The organism is Oribacterium sp. Sow4_G1_1, from assembly GCF_052116105.1.
GTDB lineage: Bacteria > Bacillota > Clostridia > Lachnospirales > Lachnospiraceae > Oribacterium.
The window spans coordinates 1-22,917 of record NZ_JBQKLS010000024.1 but is presented as its reverse complement, the minus strand read 5'-3'; the positions used below and the strand labels follow the sequence as shown (position 1 = coordinate 22,917).

21 protein-coding genes and 3 pseudogenes are annotated in these 22,917 nt (G+C 52.5%); all 24 read right to left on the bottom strand.

Annotated features, from left to right (window positions below):
- Positions 1–9: 9 nt before the first annotated feature.
- The 24 genes and pseudogenes from ACTQ52_RS11440 to ACTQ52_RS11325 all read right to left on the bottom strand — a co-directional run bounded on the left by ACTQ52_RS11440 (position 10) and on the right by ACTQ52_RS11325 (position 22,583).
- Positions 10–876, bottom strand: a complete 867-nt coding sequence (locus tag ACTQ52_RS11440) for a VirB6/TrbL-like conjugal transfer protein, CD1112 family (protein WP_441982679.1) — start codon at positions 874–876, stop codon at positions 10–12.
- A gap of 11 nt (positions 877–887) precedes the next feature.
- Positions 888–1,100 (bottom strand): Maff2 family protein, encoded by a 213-nt coding sequence (locus ACTQ52_RS11435; protein ID WP_002578752.1) that lies wholly within the window; start codon positions 1,098–1,100, stop codon positions 888–890.
- 95 nt (positions 1,101–1,195) lie between these two features.
- A pseudogene (locus ACTQ52_RS11430) lies at positions 1,196–2,083 on the bottom strand (VirD4-like conjugal transfer protein, CD1115 family); the annotation flags it as partial.
- A gap of 41 nt (positions 2,084–2,124) precedes the next feature.
- Positions 2,125–2,283, bottom strand: coding sequence for a transposon-encoded TnpW family protein (locus ACTQ52_RS11425; protein WP_002596227.1), 159 nt, complete (start codon positions 2,281–2,283; stop codon positions 2,125–2,127).
- Between the two features lie 141 nt (positions 2,284–2,424).
- Positions 2,425–4,296 carry an AAA family ATPase gene (locus tag ACTQ52_RS11420; RefSeq protein ID WP_441982678.1) on the bottom strand — a complete coding sequence of 624 codons (1,872 nt, stop codon included), beginning with the start codon at positions 4,294–4,296 and terminating at the stop codon, positions 2,425–2,427.
- On the bottom strand, positions 4,293–5,789 hold the full coding sequence (gene mobQ / locus ACTQ52_RS11415) for a MobQ family relaxase (protein ID WP_441982677.1): 1,497 nt from the start codon (positions 5,787–5,789) through the stop codon (positions 4,293–4,295). The genes ACTQ52_RS11420 and mobQ (ACTQ52_RS11415) overlap by 4 nt, the downstream gene beginning before the upstream one ends.
- Positions 5,755–6,114, bottom strand: coding sequence for a DUF3847 domain-containing protein (locus tag ACTQ52_RS11410; protein WP_102287169.1), 360 nt, complete (start codon positions 6,112–6,114; stop codon positions 5,755–5,757). The genes mobQ (ACTQ52_RS11415) and ACTQ52_RS11410 overlap by 35 nt, the downstream gene beginning before the upstream one ends.
- Before the next feature lie 107 nt (positions 6,115–6,221).
- Positions 6,222–6,854 (bottom strand): helix-turn-helix domain-containing protein, encoded by a 633-nt coding sequence (locus ACTQ52_RS11405; protein WP_441982676.1) that lies wholly within the window; start codon positions 6,852–6,854, stop codon positions 6,222–6,224.
- 360 nt (positions 6,855–7,214) lie between these two features.
- Positions 7,215–7,709, bottom strand: a complete 495-nt coding sequence (lnu(C), locus tag ACTQ52_RS11400) for a lincosamide nucleotidyltransferase Lnu(C) (protein WP_016147248.1) — start codon at positions 7,707–7,709, stop codon at positions 7,215–7,217.
- A 65-nt stretch (positions 7,710–7,774) separates the two neighbouring features.
- Positions 7,775–7,966 (bottom strand): hypothetical protein, encoded by a 192-nt coding sequence (locus tag ACTQ52_RS11395; protein ID WP_016147249.1) that lies wholly within the window; start codon positions 7,964–7,966, stop codon positions 7,775–7,777.
- A 136-nt stretch (positions 7,967–8,102) separates the two neighbouring features.
- On the bottom strand, positions 8,103–8,447 hold the full coding sequence (locus tag ACTQ52_RS11390) for a TnpV protein (RefSeq protein WP_016147250.1): 345 nt from the start codon (positions 8,445–8,447) through the stop codon (positions 8,103–8,105).
- Positions 8,444–11,083: pseudogene (locus ACTQ52_RS11385) on the bottom strand (DUF4368 domain-containing protein); the annotation flags it as partial. The pseudogene ACTQ52_RS11385 and the gene ACTQ52_RS11390, both read right to left, overlap by 4 nt.
- An 86-nt stretch (positions 11,084–11,169) precedes the next feature.
- The gene (locus ACTQ52_RS11380) at positions 11,170–13,071 is read right to left on the bottom strand and encodes an AAA family ATPase (protein ID WP_058351587.1); all 1,902 of its coding nucleotides are present in this window, start codon (positions 13,069–13,071) and stop codon (positions 11,170–11,172) included.
- A gap of 14 nt (positions 13,072–13,085) precedes the next feature.
- Positions 13,086–14,600, bottom strand: coding sequence for a MobQ family relaxase (gene mobQ, locus ACTQ52_RS11375; protein ID WP_131743550.1), 1,515 nt, complete (start codon positions 14,598–14,600; stop codon positions 13,086–13,088).
- Between the two features lie 239 nt (positions 14,601–14,839).
- Positions 14,840–15,103 carry a DUF3847 domain-containing protein gene (locus ACTQ52_RS11370; RefSeq protein ID WP_202032416.1) on the bottom strand — a complete coding sequence of 88 codons (264 nt, stop codon included), beginning with the start codon at positions 15,101–15,103 and terminating at the stop codon, positions 14,840–14,842.
- Positions 15,104–15,268: 165 nt separating this feature from the next.
- On the bottom strand, positions 15,269–16,102 hold the full coding sequence (locus ACTQ52_RS11365; RefSeq protein ID WP_002584969.1) for a methyltransferase domain-containing protein: 834 nt from the start codon (positions 16,100–16,102) through the stop codon (positions 15,269–15,271).
- Between the two features lie 185 nt (positions 16,103–16,287).
- Positions 16,288–16,584, bottom strand: coding sequence for a hypothetical protein (locus ACTQ52_RS11360; RefSeq protein WP_022030173.1), 297 nt, complete (start codon positions 16,582–16,584; stop codon positions 16,288–16,290).
- Between the two features lie 133 nt (positions 16,585–16,717).
- A complete protein-coding gene (locus ACTQ52_RS11355; protein ID WP_022030172.1) occupies positions 16,718–16,912 on the bottom strand; it encodes a transposon-encoded TnpW family protein in 195 nt (64 codons plus the stop codon).
- A gap of 78 nt (positions 16,913–16,990) precedes the next feature.
- Complete coding sequence (locus ACTQ52_RS11350) at positions 16,991–18,841, bottom strand: recombinase family protein (protein WP_206538840.1); 1,851 nt, start codon at positions 18,839–18,841, stop codon at positions 16,991–16,993.
- A gap of 56 nt (positions 18,842–18,897) precedes the next feature.
- Positions 18,898–19,197, bottom strand: a pseudogene (locus ACTQ52_RS11345) (VirD4-like conjugal transfer protein, CD1115 family); the annotation flags it as partial.
- Entirely contained in the window at positions 19,184–19,591 is a 408-nt protein-coding gene (locus ACTQ52_RS11340) for a PcfB family protein (RefSeq protein WP_245858119.1), read from the bottom strand. The gene ACTQ52_RS11340 and the pseudogene ACTQ52_RS11345, both read right to left, overlap by 14 nt.
- Positions 19,592–19,716: 125 nt before the next feature.
- The gene (locus tag ACTQ52_RS11335) at positions 19,717–20,430 is read right to left on the bottom strand and encodes an antirestriction protein ArdA (protein ID WP_195638628.1); all 714 of its coding nucleotides are present in this window, start codon (positions 20,428–20,430) and stop codon (positions 19,717–19,719) included.
- A 1-nt stretch (position 20,431) separates the two neighbouring features.
- Positions 20,432–20,773 carry a DUF7768 domain-containing protein gene (locus ACTQ52_RS11330; RefSeq protein ID WP_007488156.1) on the bottom strand — a complete coding sequence of 114 codons (342 nt, stop codon included), beginning with the start codon at positions 20,771–20,773 and terminating at the stop codon, positions 20,432–20,434.
- A gap of 295 nt (positions 20,774–21,068) precedes the next feature.
- Positions 21,069–22,583, bottom strand: a complete 1,515-nt coding sequence (locus ACTQ52_RS11325; RefSeq protein WP_022512586.1) for a ParB/RepB/Spo0J family partition protein — start codon at positions 22,581–22,583, stop codon at positions 21,069–21,071.
- Positions 22,584–22,917 lie beyond the last annotated feature (334 nt).

The following is a 22,917-nucleotide window of genomic DNA, read 5'->3' as shown; positions in this document are numbered from 1 at the left end:
CAAACCTCCTTAGTGCGCGCTAAAGATGCTGCGCGCTATCGTCCCGGTTTTGAACAGCATGAAGCAGAGCAAAACCATATAGCCCACGGTGCCCCAGATTGCCCCGATGGGATCTCCGCCCGTGGCAATCCCCTGGATCAGCACCGCATAGATTGCAACGCACACCAGAATGAGCATCCCCTGGAAGCCCACGGCAAACAGGGAGCGCAGATAGTTCTGCCCGATCTGGCCCACCTCCCGGTGGGAGATTGTCGCCATAGGGATCGGGGCCAAACTGGTGAGCAAATAGATTTCCAGCATCCTCCCGTAGACCAGGACAAAGATGACGATGCCCAGCGCCCACATGGTTACGCCGATAATGGAGGACTGGAGCCACAGGCCGAGAAGCGGCCCTAAGTCCATCCCCTCCAGGGTGGTTTCCAGCTCCGTGATCATATCCGGCGTGATGTCCGTGGAGCCCTGGATGAGCCCTCCGGCCTGGGCAATCACCGTCTGCGACACGTCAAAGACGGCCATCACAATATCAAAGGTATTCGAGAGAATGAAGATGGCACAAGCCGTTTTGAACATCCATTTGTAGATATTCGCCACGTCAAACTCGTGCATATTGTTTTTTTCCAAAAGCATCTGAATGAGCTCATAGGTGGCAACAAAGGTCAGTACCAGCCCGGCAATCGGTAAAATCACCGTTTCGGAAAGCTGGCGGATGAGGGAAAATACCCCGGCGTTCCACGCCGCCGGGGTAGTCCCCACCTGTACCGCGATCTCTCCGACTTGGGTATTGACGTAATCAAAGAGCCCCTCCAGGTTCCCCATGATCCCGCCAATCAACAGCTCTTTGAGCCAGTCTGTAAGCCAGTCGGTGAGAAAATCCATAGGCCCTTACCTTAAAACAGGCCAGACAGCAGAGGGATCAGGGTGGTGCCCAGCAGAATGATGCCGCCGCCCGCCATGAGCTGCTTCATGCCCTGGCTTTTGGAGCCAGGGTTGTCCGAGCCGTAGCCCTCCAGGAGATTGACAACGCCCCACACGCCCAAACCAGCGCCGAGAGCCACAACAAGGGTCTGCAAAGTATCAATAGCGGAAGAAAAGAACTGCATATAGCCTCCATTTCTCCGGGTTTTCCCCGGCCATGAAAAAAGCCGCCATTTCTGGCGGCAGGTTGCGACCTCTGGACACTTTGTCCAGAAGTGATTTATACATAGGCATCTGGATCGTCCACATCGTCGTAATTGAGGATGTCCTCGTCCTCGCTTACGGGCCCCGTGTCCGATGCGTCTACCTCGTACACCTCACAAGCCTCGGAAAGCCCAGGCCGCCTGCGGCGGTTGATGAGCTTATCCAGGTCAAAGGCGTTTTTCTTTTTATCGGCCTCAGCCGTGTACTTGTAGTTCGGGTGCTGTTTCAAATCGTATTTGGACGAAAAGAACGGGGGCAGGCCCCGTAACTGCAAAATGCACTTGTCGCCCGGCATGGTAGCCAGCTCGCTGGGGGTCATCAGCTCCCGGCCCAGCCGCTGGGTGTTCTGGTTGTAGCTTTCCGACTGCCCACGGGAACGGCCCTCGGTCTGCATGGAGATCGTGGCCTTTCCCAGCCAGTTCTCGGATATTTCCTTGATGGTGGAGCTTTCCCGCCCGCCCAGGAAGATCACGCTGTCCATGTTTCCCAGGATCGTTTCCGCGTTGTCCTTGTATATGGCCTTGCACTGCGCGTACTGCTGGTAGAACAGGCACAGACTCACCTCGCGGGAACGGATCACGGCGACAAGTTTCTCCAGCGAGGGCACCTGCCCCGTGTTGGCAGCCTCGTCCCACAGCACCCGCACATGATGGGGCAGGCGGCCCCCGTGAACATTGTCCGCCCGTTCACACAGAAGATTGAACATCTGCGAAAAGGCCAGGGCTACAATGAAGTTATAAGTCGGGGTGGTGTCGGAAATGGTGAAGAAAACCGCCGTTTTCCGATCCCCGATGCGGTCAAGCTCCAGCTCGTCATAAGACATGATCTCCCGGAGCTGGGGGATGTCAAAGGGGGCCAGCCGGGAGCCGCAGGAAATCAGGATTGATTTTGCGGTCTTGCCAGAGACGAAAAGTCAAGGACTTTTTCATCAAATTCAAAAAGAAGTCACATTTTACGGACTTCCTCACGAAGCATACGCTTGATTTTGTCCTCCATCGTCTCTTTGGCGGTCTCGCTGAAATGGACACGGACGATATAGGTGGTCTTGCCAATCTGCTTTCTGACAGTCGGGCAAGTAGCGGTGTTGGTTGCGGTATTGTTCATTCAAAATCCTCCTGTAAATGAAAAATGCCCGGTGACTGTTCATCATCGGGCGGTGTCGGTATGAGGGAACAAGGCAAGGCGGCAACATTAAGGTATCTATAAAAACCTTGCCGTCTTTGCCATGCTTGCCGTGTTCCTGCGTCAGCTTCGGAGATAGCAGACCCATGCTGTGCCGTCTTTCTCGGTCACAAGCCTGTCTCCAATACGGCTTTTAGCTGTCCTCATCGTGCGTGAGGATATGCCCCTGTCATTGACCGCTTTTTCCAGCTCTGCACTCGGCATTTTCTTTCCGTCTGCCAGCAGTTCCAGTATCAGCATTTCTGCCTGTGCGGCCTTACTTTCCGTCTTGGCGGTGTCTGTCCCGGTAAGAAGCTCGTCAGCGGTAATGTCATAAGCCCCTATCCACTCAAAGCCTTTCTCGTCTCCCAGAGAAAAGGCAAGGGACTGTCCGGGCGGCGCAAGGGAGCTTTTCTCATGGATAAGTACCCTTGTTGTGGGGCTGTCCTTCAGCTTGCCGATAAAGAGCAGACTGCGGACTGCCGCCGTAATGTCGATAGACCCTAATCCCCGGTAGGTGCTTTGCGTTCCTGCGGCTTTGTTGAGGTGTCCGATCAGCACGATAGCGCACCCGGTAGCCTGTGCAATGTCTCCCAGACTGCGGAATATCGGGCGCACCTCGTTTGCCCGGTTCATGTCCACATCTGCGCCCAGAAACGCCTGTACCGGGTCAATGATAACAAGCCTTGCGTTGTTCTCACGGATTGCCCTTGCTATGCGCTCATCGGCAAGGGTCAGCGGTGTGTCCCTATCGTCAATGACAAGCACTCTTTCAAGGTCTGCTTCCGCTTCCATCAGTCGGGGCTTGACGGTATCGCCCAGACCGTCCTCTGCGGTCTGGTAGATGATGTTGAAAGGCTCAAGGGTCTCCATACCGGGTAAAGGCTTTCGGTTGGTGCAAGCCGCCGCAAGACGCATGGCAAAGTAGGTCTTGCCCTCGCCGGGGTTGCCCTGTATAATCGTCAGCTTTCCAAAGGGGATATACGGAAACCATAGCCAATCCACGCTCGTCAGCTCCACATCTACCATACGGAGCATGGGGACAGGCTGGGCGGTGGGCAGCTCTCGCAGCGTGATTGTTTCCGCTATAAATTTGCGGCTCGGAATGTCCCCTTGCTGACGGAGAACATCGTTCCAGTCTTTCCTTGCCGGGACAAGGCGAATGACGGCGATCTCGCTGGGAATGGACTGTGCCAGTCGGGTACAGGCTTCGCTTCCTGCGGTGTCGCTGTCAAGGCAGAGGAACACTTTTTGGGTGTCCTTGCGTTCAGAAAGAAAACGGTCAAGGGCTTTTCCCGAAACGCCGCCCAGGGCAAGATAGCTCCTTGTCTGCCAGTCCTGCGGATAAAGGCAGATGAACGATAACAGGTCAATCGGCGCTTCAAAGACAAAAAGCTGGTTGCCGTTTCCCTCATAGCGGAACGGATAGGACTTGTCAGACCCGGTAATATCCTGTCTGAATGGGTCTGCCGTTCCTCGCACATGGGCGTATCTCGGCGTACCGCTTCGGTCTCTGCCAACAAAGACAACATTGTGCCGCTTTGCGTCCTCGTAAATATCCCCGGAAAGAAGAAAAGCCTCAACCAGTTTCGGGTTGAGACCTCGGCTTTCGCAAAGATATTGAATTGCTCTGTCGGCTGTTCGGTTGTGCAAGGGCAAGTGGAACGCTGTGGGCGGTGCTGTGGTGGCTTCGGTCTGTCCTTCGCCGCTTTCGCCGGTCAGGAGCTGGACAGCTTCGGGAAAGGACTTGCCGTAAAACTCCATGACAAAATCAATGGGATAGCCGCCCTTGCTCTGGCTGTGTCGAAACCACTTGTTTCCCCGGACGGTCAGGCTGTCATGTTCTTTCCAGCGGTATTCTCGTCCGCTTTTGATAAGTGTCTCTCCCTGTGTGCGGAGAAAATCTTCCAGACTGACGGCGTTTGCCCGGTCAATCTGTGCTTGGGTGTAATTCATCGGGATAGTTCCTCCTTTTTCTGTCGTGTTTGAGGTCGATTTTGGAGCTTTTGTTCCTCTGTACGCTCGTTAAAACGGGCGGCAGTATCTACGCATGACTTGACCTTCCAAAGACGGTGTAAATCGTCTCTGACGGTCTTAAACTCGCCATAGGTGGTGTTGTGCGCCTGTTCCAGCTCGTCATACTCGTCGGACAGCTTTTTCATATCCACCTTGCCGTCTGGGAACTCCCCGGTCAGCTTTCGTCTGGCGGCGTAGAACTGTTTCAGTTCCGTTTCATGCTCTGCCTTGTACTTGGCTCTGGGCTTCTCAAACTTGATTTTCTGCAAGCCGTCATAGACAGGCTTCAAGCTCTGGAAAGCAGCGGAGCTGTCATAGAGCTGCTTAATTGTTTTCATTCGGGCAGTCTGTTCGTCCAGCGTTTTCTTCAAGCTCTCTGTGGCAGCACTGTGTTCGCTGACACGGCGTTCCAAATCTTCAAGGGTGAAAATGTCGTTTGCCCGGAGATAATTGAAAGTCTCGTTCATCTCCTTTAGATTGCTGACCTTGCCTTTCTGCGAATACGCCCCGGCTCTGCGCTGGGTGTAATAGGCGTTCAGCAGCGAAACAAGGTCGGGTGCCTGCGGCTTGGCAAGCTCTGCTTTTGCTTCGGCAATCCAATCAAACAGGAGAGCGATTTTCTTCTTGATGTCCCGGATAACGGCATTGGTGGCTTTGATCCAGCGGTTGAACTCGCCTTTCTCGGTGCGTATGCCTTTCTTCTCCATTGCCCGGACGGTTGCGCCCTCGTGGACGGTGGGAAGAAGCTCCACGCCCTGACGCTCATAGCTTCTGTGGTCGATACGAACGTCAAGCCCCTTTTCCGCAAACTTGGCGTTGCATAGCTCCGCCCATGTCTGCCGCCAGTATTCCAGCGTTTCGGGACTGCCCCAGTCGGTAGTGGGAACGGCGTTGAAAATAAACTCGCCATTCTGGTCTCTGATACGGTTGCCGTCCTCGTCCAGCTCATACACCCGGCGTTGCTTTAGCCCCCATTTGCCGTTCTGCTCGATGGGACGGATAGGGCAAAGCACATGGAAGTGTGGGTTTGGTATGCCGCCGTCCTCCCGGTCTGGCTGGTGTACGGCGAAGTCAACCACCATGCCCCGGCTCACAAAGTTCTCCAACAAAAATTGCCTTGCAAGAGCGATGTTTTCCTCAAGGGAAAATTCATTCTGCAAGGCAATGTCAAAGCTGTATGCAAGCTGGGCGTTCTTTCCACGCTCGGCTTTTTCCACGGCGTTCCATAGGGTCTGGCGGTCTGCGTATTCGGGCGGTGCATGGGACGGCAGGAGAATGTCAGAGCAGATCACGCCGCCCTTGCGGGTGTAGTCGCTGTATTCGCCGTAATACTCGCTATACAATCGCTCCCCGGCTCGGTAGGCGGCAGAAGCAATAGCGGACTGTCCTGCGCTTCGCTTAGTCTGCGTGACGCTCAGATGAAATAGTGCCATCGGCTTTCAACTCCTTTTCTCTGTTTGCTTGGCTGATATGGGTAATCGCCATGTGACGGACGGCTCGCTGGACTTCGGACAGGGAAAAGATGTGTTCCATCAGCTCTGTCATTTCGGTGCGTGTGAGATCTTTGACCTCCGGGGCAAGGCTCTCAATCGTTCCGCCCAGATTGCAAAGGCGGTGGGTGCGCTTGGTGCGTTCGCCTTTCTCCAGATACTTCTTTCGGTTCTCCAGACGCTCCAGCTTGTGCTGTTCCTGTGCAAGCTGCGTCTCGGCTCGTTCCTTTTCGGTTCGGAGCTGTTCAAGGGTTTTCGGTTTTGTCATGGTGATTGACCTCCTTTTTTGATTTTGGGGATAAAAAAAGACCGTCAACTTTTCGCATAGTGCGACCAGTCAACGGTCAGTTTTTCGGTATTCGTTATGTTCTAAAATCAGTTCTTTGAAAGATGGCGTTTTTCAATCTCTAATGTTATGAGGGTAGCAGTCATTAGATAGAGGACGGCTATGACACATTCCAAAGCAAGCGAATTGATAGGGCGAGGATAAAAATGTACTAACGCCATTGCCAACAGTCTAATCGGGAAATATGTGCCTAACCATGCAGAGACTTTATAAAACCGCTTGCGGAATTGTATTGTTCTCTCATTCTGCTCATTTTCCTTTTTTTGATATGCGTATTCAAAGCCTCCAACCATAGCAATAAAAGGAATAAAACTCAGGACACCAAAGAAAATGTTTTGCAGGATAACAACAGACATGAATTGAATTATCAACACCATCACTTCAAGAGTGAGCAAAAAAATCATGATCTGGTGGACGCCGTCCGTTTTGACTTCCTTAACTTTCGGCAGGTCATTGTCGCTTTGGTATTCATCATTTAGCAAGTAGTCTGTTGTAACCTGAAACAGCCTACTGAGTTGAAGAATGTTTGTTGCATCTGGCATAGCCGTTCCCATTTCCCAACGGGAAATGGCTTGCCTTGATACGCCCAGCTTATCAGCTAACTCTTCCTGTGACATTCCATTGGACTTTCTCAACCTAACAATCTTATCTGATAATTTCATAATGAAATCCTCCTTTGATTTGGTGATTTCATTATAGCAATGAACGCTTTCAGCCACCACCACTTCAAGTTTACATTTCCGCAACATAACTTTACGCTGTGTTTTTACTTGCTGGCGACGAACAGCATTTTATGCTGTTTGCGGACGGCAAGTCCACAAGGGATAGCCGCTTTAGCGGCGCAAGGGGGTGTAGCCACCTTGACGGAACGAAGTGACGCAACATTCTCGGTCAAGCAGTTTTCTTCTGCTGACGGAGAATGAAGCTCCGCAGGACGCACGATACTCCCGATAGGAGAGTATAGAAGTGCGCCCTTTAGTTCCTAAAGGGATTTTATCAGTGCGACAAACTGAAATTTGTAGTTATCTATACTCATTTGGAATTTCGATATGAAATGTCTCACACAATAACTTCACATCATGCACATCATTCTCATCAAATTCGTATCCCAGATGGAACATTACTTGACTATATGGTTCAATACAGGAAACCTCTATCTCCTCAATTTTTCCTTTGCCCGAAAAAGTTTCTATCGGAAAACAATCCCCCTCATAAAGAATTTCACCTTCGCCCGTATATTCAAAACAATGCAAATCAACAATTCTGTTTTTCGCATCTTCCCATACAGTATGGTTCAATGTTGTATATTCCATCTTAATCTCATAAAAGTCATTAGCTTTCATCATCTCTATAAAGTTCTGATAATCTTTCTTTTCTACAAAAATATCAATATCGTTATGGGCTCTTGACTGATATCCAAGAAGAGCATCTACACCCCAGCCGCCATCAAGAAAGACTTTAATCTCCGCATCTATTGCAAATTGAAGAATCTGTTTTACATCTGTTATATTGACCATCTTATCATCTCCGCAAAATTCCGATTTTTCGTTCTCTGCGACTTCCCAATAAACTTGAATTTCACTTACTTAGATAATGGCAATGTCAATTTTCCTGATAATAAAAAATACAGCAGAAGTAAACCAACTATAATTAGAATACCGCCAACCACTTTAATGCCAATTCGATTAACCTTGTTATTTTTTATAATTTTATTTGCAAAAACCAATAGTAGCGCACCAACTACTATAATAAAAACAGATATTAACGGATACATGAGTTTTCTCCTTTCAAATTCCGATTTGTTGCTCAATTTCGTATTCAAATTATACCATAAAACTTGTGAACAATTCTACCGCAACTTTGGACTATATGAGAAAAGTCCGAACAGTTTTCTGCCCGGACTTCCTCGCTCAATTATAAATCAACTCTGCTTTCACAACTTCCTCTGCCTGTGCCTTGCAAGCGTTCATCTGCCGCACCCATTCCATTTGGTTTTCAGCTTTCAGTTGCTCGGTCACGCCGTTTTGCTCTGCCAGTGACCGCACGATCAGCTCCATGCGGTTTCGTGCCGCTTCTTCAATCTCGGCGCAATGTTCAAAGAGCTTGTCGGATAGCACCAGTTCATTGAACAGTATCGGGCGGTGCATTTCTAAATACGCCTTGCGAAGTCTGCCGTAGTGTCCGATGGGCTTGGTCTTGCGGATAATGATGTTCGGGATAAGATAATCGCCGTTCTGCCTGTAAGTGATATTCATGCTATCTGCGCTCCTTTCTGCGGCTCTCTCTGCGGTAAACTGCTGACAGGGACGAACACGCCCTTTGCAATGTCCTCTGCACGAATGACGGCTTTCTTGGCTTCGATTTCTGCTTTTTTTCTCCCCTTGATTTTGTCCTCGTATCGCTTCTGCGCTCCGCTGGCTTTCCGCTTCAAGTAGTTCTGATGAAGCCTGTCCTTGCGTTCCTCACGCTTGCGGATTTCCTCTAATTCTTCCGGGGTCAGCTCCACTTCTCCAAACGCCGGGGGAACGAATCGCCCAACAGAATTGAAGTAAATCTCGACCTCCTGTGTGGTCTGAATACTGCCCTTGCGGTCACGCTCATGCACAAGGATTTTCTCAATAAACTCATTGAGCATGGCAATCGTCAGCTTGTCGAAGTTCTCATACTTGTCAATCAGAGCGATAAAACGGTCAGCGTCCTTTTCGTGCTTCTCGTAGCTCTTGATAGCCTTTTCCAGATCGGAGATTTCAACGGTAAGCTCGGACTGTTCCTTTTCGTATTGAGCGTCCAGAGTGGCGTATCTGCTGTCGGACAGCTTTCCTAAAATGTTGTCCTCATAGATTTTGCAGAGCAGGACTTCCAGCTCGGAAACTCTCTGCTTTGCGGTGGCAAGGCGTGTCCGCTGTTTCTTGACCTCTGCCGTCTGCTGGCTGGACTGCGCTTCCTGCACCACACGGACAAACTCGGCTCGGTCATGCTTCGCATACTCGGCAATGGCTTTCAGCATTTCAGAGACAAGGGACAGTACCACATCTTCATTGATACGGTGCTGTGTCGTGCAGAGCTTTCCAACTGGGACTTTGCTGTATTGGGAACAGGTATATTGAGAAATACGCTTGCCGTTGTTGGTGCGGTGGACATACATCTTGCCACCGCAATCGGCGCAATAGAGCAAGCCCGTGAGGGGAGCTGCTTCGCCCCAGCCGTCTGGGTAGCGTCTGACATTCCCACGGATTTTCTGCACAAGGTCAAAGGTCTGCTGGTCAATGATAGGCTCATGGGTATTCTCGAAAATTGTCCATTCGTCCTCCGGGACATAATGGCTTTTCTTGTCCTTGAAGTGCTTTCGGGTCTTGAAGTTGATGGTGTGTCCCAGATATTCACGCTTTTCAAGAATGTTGCAGATGGTGGAAGAACCCCAGCCGTACACATCTTTGAAGGTCTTATTTTTGTTCACGCCCTCGCCGTGCCGGGCAAGGTAAGCGGACGGAATGAGGACTTTTTCTTCTTTCAGCTTGCTGGCGATCTGATACGGACCGTAGCCGTCAATCGTCATGGCAAAGATGCGCTTGACCACCTCGGCGGCTTCGGGGTCAACCAACCATTGGTCTCTGGCTTCGTTCCAAAGATAGCCGTAAATGACCGTGCCTGTGAGGTGCTTGCCGGACTTGCCTTTGGACTGGAAAGTGGAACGGATTTTACGGCTGGTGTCTCTGGCGTAATACTCGTTCATAATGTTGCGGAAAGGGGTAAAATCATCGTCCCCTCTGGCACTGTCCACGCCGTCATTGATGGCGATAAGGCGAACGCCACGCTGACGCAGGATTTCCATAATCTGACCGACTTTCAGATAGTCACGACCCATGCGGCTCATGTCCTTGATACAGAGGTATTCCACATTTCCGGCTTCAACCTCTTTCATCATGGCTAAAAATCCGGGGCGGTCAAAACAAGTGCCGCTGATACCATCGTCCGTGAAATGGACAATGTTTGTAAAGCCCTGCCGTGCGGCGAACTCCTCCAACATAGCCTTTTGATTGGATATGGAATTGCTCTCACGCTGTTGGTCATCATCTTTGCCAAAGTCATCACGGCTCAGTCGTTCGTACAGAGCTGTGATTTTCTCATTTTTTCTCATAACTTGCGCTCCTTTCTTCGGTTTTAGGTTGTGTGTTCTAAGAGACTTCCCAACCGCTTGATTAAGAAGTCTTTTAGAGCATACAACACCGCTGGCCAGCTTATATTTCTTGTACTGCTTCACGGCAAAGCAATCCGGCTTGCGCTTTCCCAGGCCCTTGAACATATAGTCCACCGCGTTCATATAGGACTCGTCATCCTCTTTCACGTCCATGCCGGAAATCATGTCCACCAGGGTATTGATATTCCGATCCTCGGCAGGAGCCTCGAAAATGATATAGGCAATCAACGCACAATAAAGGAGCGTTTCTGCCTTTGTCCAGAACGGATCGCCCTCCTTGCCCTCGCCTTTGGTGTTCGCTATGAGGGTGTCCACGAATTTTAGGATGTCCGCCTCATTGTGGATGTAGGACAGCGGATTGTAGTGCATGGATTTTGAAAAATCAATGCTGTTGAACACTTTGACCTTATAGCCCCGGCGTTGCAGGAAAGCACCCACCTGGGAGAGCACCCCGCCTTTGGGATCGACGCACACATAGGAGCTGTGCGCCTGGAGTAGCTGGGGCGTGAGCCAGAAGCGGGTTTTGCCCGACCCGGATGAGCCGATGATGCAGGCATTGAGGTTGCGGGCGTTGGCCGGGTTTTTAGGCCGGGTGTTCATGGTGAGAAACTCCGTCTTTGTCAAAATGACGTTGTTTTCAAACTTCGGATCGACAAAGGGCTTGATGTCTTTTTCGGTGCCCCATGAAGCGTTTTGTCAAGTGTTATTTGGAGTTATTGACGCACAATCAAGGCGAAAGCGCGAAAGTGCAAAGCGCAAAGGGTCTGCACTTTGCGTTTTCAGCTTGCGGGTTCGGGCGGCTGCTTCTTCTTGATGAAGTTGTACCATTGACCGCCGACGCGCCTTGCGCCCAAAACACCGCCCATGTTGCGCTTGGCGTTCTGTACCGTCCTCTCGGATATTCCGGCTTCGGCTGCGGCCTTTACAAGGTCCTCGCTGGCAAGCTCTTTCCCGTCTGCAAGCAGGTCAAGTATCAGCCGTTCCGCCTGTTCGGTCTTGGTGGCGGTGTTGCCGCCCGCGCCGGACAGCAGCTCGTCGGCGGTAATGTCATACTCGCCTATCCACGAAAAGCCCGTTTCCGGGTCAAGGCAAAAGGCTATGGGCTTACCCTCCGCCGCAAGAGAAGATTTGTCATGGACGATAACGCGCACATTCGGTTCCCGTTTCACGCGCCCGATCAGCAGGACGCTCCTTGCTGCGGCGCGGAAGTCGATGGAGCCTAAACCCCGGTAGGCGCTCTGTCCTCCGGCGGCTTTGTTGAGGTGTCCGATTAGGATAACGGCGCACCCGGTACGCTCGGCAATCTCGGCAAGGCGGCGGAACATGGGGCGTATCTCGTTGGCCTTGTTCATGTCGGTTTTCTCGCCCACATACGCCTGTATGGGGTCAAGGATAATCAGCCGCGCCCCGGTCTGTCGGATAGCTCTCTCTATGCGCTCATCGGACAGGGAAAGCCCCTGCTTGCTCTCGTCAATGACAAGAATGCGGTCAAGGTCTGCTTCGGCTTCCATAAGGCGGGGCTTGATGGTGTCGCCCAAACCGTCCTCGGCAGTCTGGTAAATCACATTGAACGGCTCATGCACTGCCATGTGGGGGAACGGCTTGCGGTTGGTACAAGCGGCGGCAAGGCGTAGGGCAAAGGTGGTCTTGCCCTCGCCGGGGTTGCCCTGCACAATGGTTACTTTCCCAAAGGGGATATACGGCTCCCATAACCATTCGACGGTCTGCGTGTCCACCTCGCTCATGCGGATAATCTCAACGGTTTCTTCCTGCGGCGGCCCTTTCAAGCCGTAGACCGCTTCTCGCAAATACTTCCCGTCTGTGATTTCTGCCCGGTGCTGCAATACCTCGTTCCAATCCTTGAAAAGAGGGATAAGCCGGTGGACGGTGTAGCCCTCCGGCATGAGCTTCACAAGGCGGCTGCAAGCGTCGTTTCCGGCTTCGTCGCTGTCAAGGCAGAGATAAACGGTCTTGATGTTCGGACGGTCAGAGAGAAAGCGGAGCAGGGCTTTTTCTCCCACGCCGCCCAATGACAGGTAGCTTTGCTTCTGCCAATCCTTTTTGAACAGGCAGAGGAAAGAAAGCAGGTCAACGGGGGCTTCAAAGACAAACACTCTTTCGCCCTCGCCCCGGTAGCAGAAGTTAAAGGCTTTGTCGCTGCCTTTCACATCAAGGCGGAAGTTTCCCGCCGTTCCCTTGCTGTGGGCGTAGCGCGGTATTCCGTCCTCGTCCCGCCCCACAAATACGGCGTTGTGGTGGGCTGCGTCCTCGTAAATATCGCCGCTGGCAAAGAAAAAGCCCGTCACATCTTCATCAATGCGGCGGGCGGCTGTGAGGTAGTTCCTCGCTGTTCGGTTGTCGGGGCTGCGGGGCGGTAGCCGGAAGTCGGAGAGGGGCGCGGAGCTTGGTCTATCCGGCGGCGGTGCGGCTCCCTTTTCTCCTGTGAGAAGTTCAACGGCTTCGGTAAAACTCTTGCCAAAAAACTCCATGACAAAATCAATGGGGCCGCCGCCCTTGCTCTGGCTGTGGCGATACCACTTGTTGCCCCGGACGGTCAAGCTGTCGTGCCGTTTCCATCGGTATTCCTGTCCGGCGCGTTCCAGCGGTTCCCCCTGCGATTGCAGGAACAAAACAAGGTCGGCTTGGTTCGCCCGGTCTATCTGTTCTTGGGTGTAGTACAAAAAACTCACTCCTTTCATCGGTCTATGTCGTGCCGCTTTGTGCGGGTCTGTGTCTGCTCCGGCTGGTCGGCGCGGAGTGCAATATCCACGCATTTGCGGATTTTTTGAAGTTCGGAAACATCGGCGCGGGTATCTTTCAGTTTGGCATAATCGCTGTCCCTCTGTGTTTTGAGGTCGGCATATTCCTGTTCCCATTCCGCAATAGGCAAGGTCTTTGTTCCTTTCGGCAGATTTGCATGGAGATAGCGGCTTGCTGCGTTCCATAGGGTCAACTCGGCGCGGTGGGCTTCCTCGTACTTGTCGCGCTTGTTTGTCCAGCCGTTTTGCAGCTTTTTCAGCTCATCGTGAACGGGCTTGTACTCGGTGTAGTTCTTCCCGTATTCAATCAGCTTTTGCAGCTTCTTCATGCGTTCCTCGGCGGTTTTCATTCCTGCCCGGATAGTGTCGGCCTGTTCGCTGACAGAGGAAAGGGCTGCGTCCAGCTCATCAAGGGTAGAGATACCATGCTCGGTCAGATAGTTGACCGCTGCCGCTATGGTTTTCAGTTCATCGGCTGTGTGCTGTTGTTGCCAACGCTGCGAATACTTCCGGCTCTTTTCTCTCTGAACGCTCAAATACTTCATCAGCAGATTTGCAAGGCCGGGGGATTGTTGCGGCTGTTCCGGGGCGGTTTCCCACGCTTTGAACAGGTCGGCAATCCATTCTTTGAGCTTTCCAATCTGCGCTCGGATTTCCCGTATAAGGCGGTTTGCCTTTTGGATATTCCGGTTCAGTTCGCCTTTCTCGGTGGCAATACCTTTCTTCTCCATCTGGCAAGCCGCCACGCCCATGTGGACGGTGGGTATCTCGCCAATGCCGCGCTCGGCGTTGCTGCGGTGGTCGATACGCTCCGGGCTTCCGGCTCGTTCAAGGTAGGCGTTTGAAATATCCGCCCATGCCTTACGCCACAAGAGGGCGTTGCCCTTGTCGTTCCAGCCGGTCAGGTCAACTTTGTGCGTCTTGTATCTGCCGCTTGGCAAGCGGATACGCTCGCCGTTTTCATCAAGGTCATATTCCTTTTGGGACTTTGCCGCCCATGCGCCGCGCTCGTCAAGGGGGCGCATGGTAAGCATGATGTGACAATGGGGATTGCCCTTGCCGGTGTCGTGAATGGCATAATCAACGCACATTCCTCTGGAAACAAATTGAGAGGAACAGTATTCCCGGACAAGCCGGATTTGTTCCTCTCTGGATAACTCTATGGGGAGCGCCGCGTCAATCTCTCTGGCAAGCTGGGCGTTCCCGGCTTTCTCGTAAAGCTCCACGCTGTTCCACAAGGTTGAACGGTCAGAGAAAGAGGGCGGGGCGTGGGGTGGCAGCATAATTTCCGTATGGACAACACCGCCTTTGCGGGTGTAGTCGTGTGTCATTCCGTCCCACTCATTTGTCAGCTTTTCGCCGCTTCGGTAGGCGGCTGCGGCAACGGCTGATTTGCCCTTGCCCCGGCTGACAATGCTGATATTACAATGATAGATGGCTATGGGTATCACCTCCCGGATAAAATGAAAACCCGCAAAAATGGTACAGACGCCAAAGGCTGGTATACTGTTTTTGTGGGTGTGCAGGGATAGCCGCGTAAGCGGCGCAAGGGGTGCAGCCCCTTGTTGCGGCAAAGCCGCCAATGTCGGTCAGAGAGGGAAGCAAGCGGCTTTCTCTCTGTGCCGACAAGCCCTCGGCAGAGCGCACGCACCCGTAAGGGTGTATAAGTGCGCCCTTTGTACCAAAGGGATTATTCGCTTTTCCCGCCCTCGGTGCGTTTTTTCAGATAGCCCCGCGCTTCCTCGCTCGTCAGGGCAAGCCGGAGAAAGGCGGCGGCTTCTTCGTCGGTCATGGTCTTTGCTTCTGGCACAATGCTCTCAAAGACCGCACCCCGGACGATCAGCCGATGGCTGCGCGTCCTGCGTTCCTCTTGGGATAACTTTTGCCGCAACACCTTTTCCCGATTTTCAAGCTGCCGGATTTTCTTCTTCCCGTCCTCAATCTCGGCTTGCAATTCCTCGCGTTTTTTTTTCTCTCGGTTTCGTCATGGGTGGTCACTCCTTTCTACCTGTCGGCATAGAAAAAGGACAGTCGATTTCCTCGGCTGTCCTTTTGATTAGGGTGTTTGGTTTACTCCGTTCTGCTCAATAAATGGGAATATTAAATATCAATACGCCCTTTAATACATTCCTATTAAAACATCAGCTTCGATTGTCAAATGTGTGAGAGTACGCCAATCAACGCAATCTTTTTCAACGCAAAAGAGAAGCGGCGTCATTTCAATAAACGACATTCTTTGTTCTGATGACAACTGTACGGTGGCTGAAACCGTTTCTCTTGAAATGGTTTTAAGATATTTCTCAAAATATTCAACGACAGACTCATTTGAATAATCTGGATTTTTCAAGTGTGCTTGCACTTTAGTCCTGATTTCCCTCAAATGATTTTTCGTAGGAATTACTTTCACAACATATCCGTTAGGAGATAGCAATCGCTGAAATTCTTTGTAGTGTGCAGGCGAAAATATGTCTAAAATACAATCCATACTTCCGTCTTTCAAAGGGATTTTTGATAAGTCAGTAACAAACCACTTCACTGCTTTGCGCTTGTCTTTTTTTGATGCAATCTGTATTGCCTCCCTTGACAAGTCAAAGGCAAAGATGTTTCGTTCTGTTCTTTGCTGTATCTGCCTTGCATAGAAACCCTCGCCGCAACCAACATCTAAAATGTTTCTTATAGATGGCGTATCAGAAATAAACTGTATGATTTTCTCCAACACAACATCATACATGCCATACTCCAAAATTTGGTGCCGGTTGTCAAAAGACCGCTTGCTGTAGTTGGTTTTGGGCGATGATTTTAACAACAAATTTACATACCCATATCTTGAAATATCAAAGCAATGTCCATGTCTACAAATTAGGCTATTGCCTTGTATATCCATTGATTTTGTGCAAATTGGGCATTGAAAATAAACCTTGCTGTCTGCAAAGCGTGATAAATTATTATTCATTTGTTTTTCCTCCGTAATTACATCTCTGCTTCAATAAGCGAGTTATGCAATACGGATAACCGCAACATAACTCGCGGTTTTATCTTAATCTCATAAATGTAACCATTGTGTTGTCCTCCAATCAATTCCGCAGTATTACTCTGCTTTTAGAAAAAGTATAGCACAAAACTATGAACATTTCAACTCTATTTCAGCCTGTCGGCGACGTTGCTCTCTCTGGCATACCGCCGCGCCGCTTCCCGCCGTTCCTCGCTGTATGGGGCGGTCAGACGGAAAGAGAAGCGGCCTTTCTCAATGTCAAACTCCATGCAGCCCGTTTCCGGGTCTGCGTCGGTCTGGCGGCACACATCGGGGTGCTGCTCGGCATAGGCGGCAAGCCGCTTCTTCAAGTCGGTGTTGTGGGTACGGATATGGATCAACGGGTCTTTCTCATCAAACCAGATGTCTGTGATCTTTTTTTGCTTGGGAAGCCCTGTTCGCATAAACTCTCCTTTCTGCGCCCTCGTTTGGAGAGAGGGGCATTTTTGAGGGAATTTTCCCGGCTCTTGACTTGGGGAAAATGGGGATTTTCAAATAGAAACCGCCCCGGCGAACCATTCTTCGTCCGGGCGGTTCCTATCGCGTGATTTTCGTTTTTTCCGGCTCTTGACCGTCCTGCAAGCTGTCGGCAAGTATCACTTTGAGCAGCTTGTCGCGGAATGTTTCTGTGCCGCTGTGGTTGAAAAACAACTCCGCAACGATGGTCTGTCCGTCCCTCTGTGTCGTGATAACACTGTCGGGGGATTGAGGTGTCCCGTTCTGTTCTGCCATAGGCGGCTCCTTTCTCTGGGTGCAAAAGAGGGATTTCCCGTAGCCCGGAAAATCCCTCTTGGTTGTCAGTATTCGGTTTTACTGTGCGGGTGCTGCGGCGGCTTCCTGTGCCTTTTTCTTTGCCCGGTATTCCCGTGCTTTCATGCGGTCATACTCCCGTCGCTTTTCAAGGTTACGCGCCCGGTACTCCCTTGAATACTGCCGGTGGTAGGCGCGGCTCTTTTCCTTTTGGGCTTCCTCGATTTTCTCCCGCATTTGCCGGATTTCCTGCTCCGTTGGCTCTGTAAGCTGTGTCACTTCGTTCTCAAATTTGCCGATATAGTTGAAATATATCCCGATGTGCTGAATGGCTTGTTTTGCCCTTTTCTTGTCGCGCTCATGCACTTCAATCCGGCTGATAAACTCGTTGAGAATGGCGGGGGTCAGGTCGGTAAAGGCAGCGTAGCGTTCCGTCAGCTTCAAAAACTTCTGCGCCCGTCCGCCCGCGTTCTCAAAAGCGGATAGCTGCTCTTGCAGCTCGGCAAGCTCCGCTTTCAGCGCATAGTATTCTTCTGAATACTTCTGCGACATTTGCTCATAGCGGTCTTGCGGGATCGTGCCGAGGGCGTTGTCCTCATAGAGCTTGTTCAGCACCTTGTCAATCTGTTCAAGGCGCGTCGTGATTTGCGGGATACGCTTCTGCTGTTTCTTGGTCTTGTCGGTCTGCTGCATGGCAAGGTTCTTTTTCACTAAGGCTTCAAATTCCGCCCAGTTGCTGATAGAATAGTCCTCGATTTTCTTCAGCACTTCCGCGATGGTCTGCATGAGCAAATCCGCGTCAATGATGTGCGGGGAATTGCATTTGGGGTTTTTGGCTTTTCCCTTGTGGTACTCGCTGCAATAGGCAACATGACGCTTGCCGCCATTCCGATAATCTATGCGAATGTGCATTTTCGCACCGCAATCCTTACAGAAAAGCAAGCCCGACAAAGGGTGGATTTCCCCGTCCCCGTTGGGGCGTTTGACGGGCGCATTTTCCAAAATCCGCTGTACGGTTTCAAAGTCGGTGCGGTCAATAATCGGCTCATGCACATTTTCGGTTATCTGCCATTGGCTCCGGTCTACATAGTGGTTCCGCTTGTCGCGGAAGTGCTTTGTGGTCTTGAAGTTGACAACATCACCGCAATACTCCTGCCGTGTGAGGATATGGGTCAGGGTGGCTTTGTTCCACTTATAGCGGTTGGCCTCATTGAGCGCCCTGTTTTTACAGGTTCCCCGCCCGCGCTCTTTCATGTAGAATGTGGGCGTTGGGATTTGCGCCTGCGTGAGATATACGGCAATTTGGTTTCGGTTTTTTCCGTCCAGAAACAGGCGAAAAATCAAACGAACAACTCCGGCGGCTTCCTCGTCGATAATCCAAAAATCCTTGTTGTCCGGGGATTTGACATAGCCATAGGGGGCTTCGGTGGCAATCGGCTTTCCACTCATGCCCTTCGTCTTAATGCCGGTCTTTACTTTCTTGCTGATGTCCTTTGCGTACCACTCCGACATGATGTTGATAAAGGGCGCAAACTCCAATGTATCGGGCTTTTCGCTGTCTATCCCGTTGTTGACTGCGATAAAGCGCACATTGTTCCGTCTGAATATCTCCATCGCATTGCCGACTTGGAGATAGTCACGCCCCCAGCGTGTCAGGTCTTTCATAATGCAGACACCGATTTTCCCGTTCTCTACATCGTCCATCATGCGGGAGTAGGCAGAACGGTCAAAAAATCTGCCGCTTTCGTCATCGTCAATGTAGTGCCGGATATTGGTTAAGTGCTGCCCTCTGGCGTAGTTCTCCAAAAAGATTTTTTGGTTCTGTATCGAGTTACTCTCACCGCCGTCCCTGTCCTCGTCGCCCACGGAAAGGCGGGAGTAAAGGGCTGTAATTTTACTATAATCAGTCATGTGCATAACCTCCTGTGCGTCCATATAGGCTTCCTTTACACTTAAAATTATGCACTCCAGCGGGCCGATCCGTATTCTTCATCCCGCCTGAATTTCTTTGCGTTCTTGCTTTTCATATAGATCAGCAGGCGGAAGCCCACCGCGCCCACAATGCCGATGAGCCAGTCAAGGGGATGGAGCCCCGGCGCAAAGTCGGCAAAGGCCGGGCCGATGCTCTGGCCCAGGCCCATCAGCTTGTGAGCAAAGTCCACTCCGGGAGCCAGGCGGTAGGCCGTCCCCAGCTTTAGGCAGGCCCACAGGATAAACAGGTACGGGATGTTGGGTATCACATATTTCTTAATACTATCTGTCCTCATGCACCGCCTCCCTTGCACGTTCTTTCTTGTGGGACGGCTGGCGGGCCAGTTCAGCGGCGGCCCGTTTGAGCTGTTCCCGGATCGGGACGCGCCGGGACTTGGAACGCTTCATCACGCGCCGGGAATATTCCGAAAAACAAGCGGTGATGGCATCGGCCTGCCCGCTTTTGAAAAACAGCAGGTATTTGTCCGGCCCGGTCTTATAAAAGGCATAGTCCACATTCCATTTCCGGGCCACCCGGTCAAAGTCCTTTGGGGACTCCACCTCGATGCTGTTCGTGGCGGCCCCGTGGCCCATGAGCTGGCGCACCGTCTGTTTGCCGTGGGGTGTCTGGCGGGCACGGTGCGCTTTCTTGATCTTCCGGCCCACCGCCAGACACGCCTGGGCCAGCACCCGGCCCGTGAGCTTTGTCGCCTTGATGGAAACTGCTATGGTACGTCTGGAAACGTCCTCGTCAATCAGCCGTATCCCTCCTTTCCGTGAAAAAGCACCTCTGGACAAAGTGTCCAGAAGTGCCGCTATCGCTCCTCATGCTCCTTTTTGGCGATCTTCCGATAGCCCTCCAGGGAGGAGCCGTCAATAATTTCTTTGTAGGCCGCCATCTGCTCCCGCACCGAGAGCTGCGGGAACGCGAAAACCTTGTGCTCGGCGGGAATGTCCTCGATCCCGTGGTAGTGCTCGATGAATTTCCCGCCGTTGTTCAGCACATAGCCGCCGGGGGCAAAGTGGCCGTCCTCGTTGATCCGCACGTCCCGCCCGTATGCTTCATAGTCGAAGTAAGGGAGCAGGTGATCGGGAATGTCAATGGCCTCCATGTCCTCCACATAGATGCGGCCCAGGGTTTCATCGTCCTCCACACCGGGATAAAACTCGAAGCAATCCAGGTTTTGTGTGAGGTTGATCAGGTCAGCCACGCTGGAAGTATGTTCGCCGCTGTCAATGACCGCCTCAAACTTTTCCAAGTCGCCTTGATCCAGCTCGGAAAGCAGGCAGGCCAGATGGTTGAGTTCGTCCGGGTTCTCATATTCGCCTAAGTAGTCATAGAGCCCCAGCACATCACCGTCAAAGCTGGTGATGAAAAATTCCTCGTACCGCACCCCGTCCACGCCGATGTGTTTTAGGAGCGCCTGCACCTCCTCCGTGGTAGTGGGGAATTTCAAGGTTTCACCAACCAGCTCGCCCTCGTTGTATTTCCCCAGGTTGGTGATGTAGGCTTCAAACAGGGACGCCATATCAGCGGCGGCCCTGGCCCTTGACGGTGAGGATGCCCTCAAGGGTGGTGGCGGTGATCCCCAGCCGCTGGGCCACGGCAATATCATTTTTCATGGACTCGGTGATCGTATGGCCGCACACCACCAGCACACGGGAGCGCCGGAGCAGGTCACGGCCCATGTCGATGCCGTTCTTGTGCTCCTCCGGTACCGCGTCATTGAGAAACAGCGGCAGATAGAGCATGGGGCAGATGGGGGAATAGCCCGCATCGTAGACCACGCGGCAGTAATGCGCCGCCTGCTCCATGTCCACCGCAGGATCGCCGCGCCATGCGGCAGTAATATAAGCAAGGGATCGTTTCATCTTCAACACCTCCGATATTTATAATAGGTAGTTCGACCCTATCCCCCCGCCCTTTCCCTATCCAGGGAAAGGGGGCGGCTCTGGAGGATATATGCCCCCGCCGAGCCGCTGGAAGTAGCACAGCCGGGGCAGACCGTCAAGGGCAGGCCGCCGCAAGCGGCGGTGCGTTGCACCCTTGACGGCCCACTCCCGGCTGTGCAGGAATATAGGCGGCGACGGGGGATATATCACCACAGAGCCCATCCCAAGCGCGGGGCGCTTACCTCTGGACAAAGTGTCCAGAAGCGGGGCCGGGTTACTTCTCCAAGTCCTTTTTCTTGTCCGGCTTTGCCAGTTCGGGCGGCTGTTTCTCTTTCCACTCGTCCAGCAGGGCCATGATCTGCTCCTTCATTTTGGCAGGAGTGACCTCCTTGCCGAAATACTTAGACAGTTCAGCAGTCGAAATAATCACACCGCGATCCTCCTTTTTCTCTTCACTCAGAATACCGTCAATCACATCGCCGTTGAGCTTGCCCTCCTTGTCCAGCTCGTGGAGCCGCTTTGCCTGGGCCACCGAGGGGGAGGACTGCTCCCCGTCAATGGAAACGGCAATCAGCCGCTGGTTTTCCGGCCTGATATACGAGATCTCCACCGCAGGCATAAAGCCCATCTGCTTTGCGTCCACCTTGTCCAGAAGCTCCGGCACCAGGGAGTTCAGGCGGATATACCGCATGACCTTTTTATAGTTCATGTCGTGTTCCTTACCCACGATCTCCACCGAGAGCTTACCCAGGGCCTCGGCCTCTTTCTCATTCTTCGGGCGGGCCCCCTGTCGCTTGATGGCCTCCACCTCCAAATCCAGGAGCTTTGCCAGCTCGCTGGGGAGGGGATCGCCGCGCTGTTTGTTGCTGTTACGCATTTCCCGGACAGCTTCAAGGTCAGTCATCTCGCGGACAATACAGGGCATTTCCTCCAGTCCGGCCCGTTCACCACCATGATGGCGGCGGTGGCCCGCGATAATCTCATAGCCCTTGCCGTCCTTTTCCGGGCGGACAGTGGCGGGGGTCATAATGCCGTGTTCCTTGATCGTCCCCACCAGATCGTCCATCGCCTTATCGTCCTGCACCTTGTAGGGATGCTCCCGGAACGTGTGGAACGGATGAAGCTCCGACATTTTCAGATAGACGATTTTTCCCTCTTCCACCGGGCGGGGCGGCACCTCCGGCGTAGGCGGTAGCTTGATCTCCGGCGGCGGGACTGCCGCCTCCTTGACGGGAGCGGCCTTGCCCGGCTTTACCGTCTGAGCGGATTTAGACGCTGGCGCACCGCCGGAGCCCGTTTCCTTGCCCTTGTCGGCTTTCTTACCTCTGGACACTTTGTCCCGAACAGAGGGCGGAGCCTCCTCACGGGCCGCCTTGTCAACCTTAGACGGGCGGCCTGTGCGGGGCTCCGCCGTTTTCGCTTTTTTCTCCGCAGTCGGCCCGGCCTGCTCTTTAGGCGGGCGGCCCCGGCGCTTCGGCGGCTTATCCGCCTCCGGCGCTTTCTTGTCCGGGGCGGGAGCAGAAGCCTCCTTGCTACCCTTATCAGCGGCCTGGATGTCCGAAAGGTTGATTACCTTGCCGGACGGCGCGGGAGCGTCCTCACCCATACCGGGGATAACAGACTGCTCTGGCGTGGCGGGCCCCACATGAGCGGGGGCCGCCTGATCCCCACCAGGGACAGCGGGCCCCTCGGTGTGTTCCGGCGCGGGCGGATCGCCCGGCCCGGACGGGGCCGGAGCTTCCGGGGTTTTCCTTTCCTCCGGGCTCATGTTTACTTTTTCATCTGCCATTGGCTAACCTCCTTTTTCGTGAGATGAAAAAAGGCCAGACCTCCCGGCCCGGCCAGCTAAAATATTCCCCCTTTCGTTTTAGTATTAAGTCAGCACCACTCCTTTCCCAAACCGGGCCACGAAAAAAACGCCGCCTTTTTCTTGAAAAAGCGACGTTTTAGTGTAGGTTGGCTCAGTTTTTTGTTGTGATTTATGATTATGCCTTTGTAAAGAAACCTTATAATGTTGTTGACTGCCTAGATTGACTTCGGGCTGATCTGCTTGCGTGTCACGAGATTGATCTGTATACTGTCATGAGATTAAAAAGAAAGAAGGTCCGGGGTACCCTCTTTGC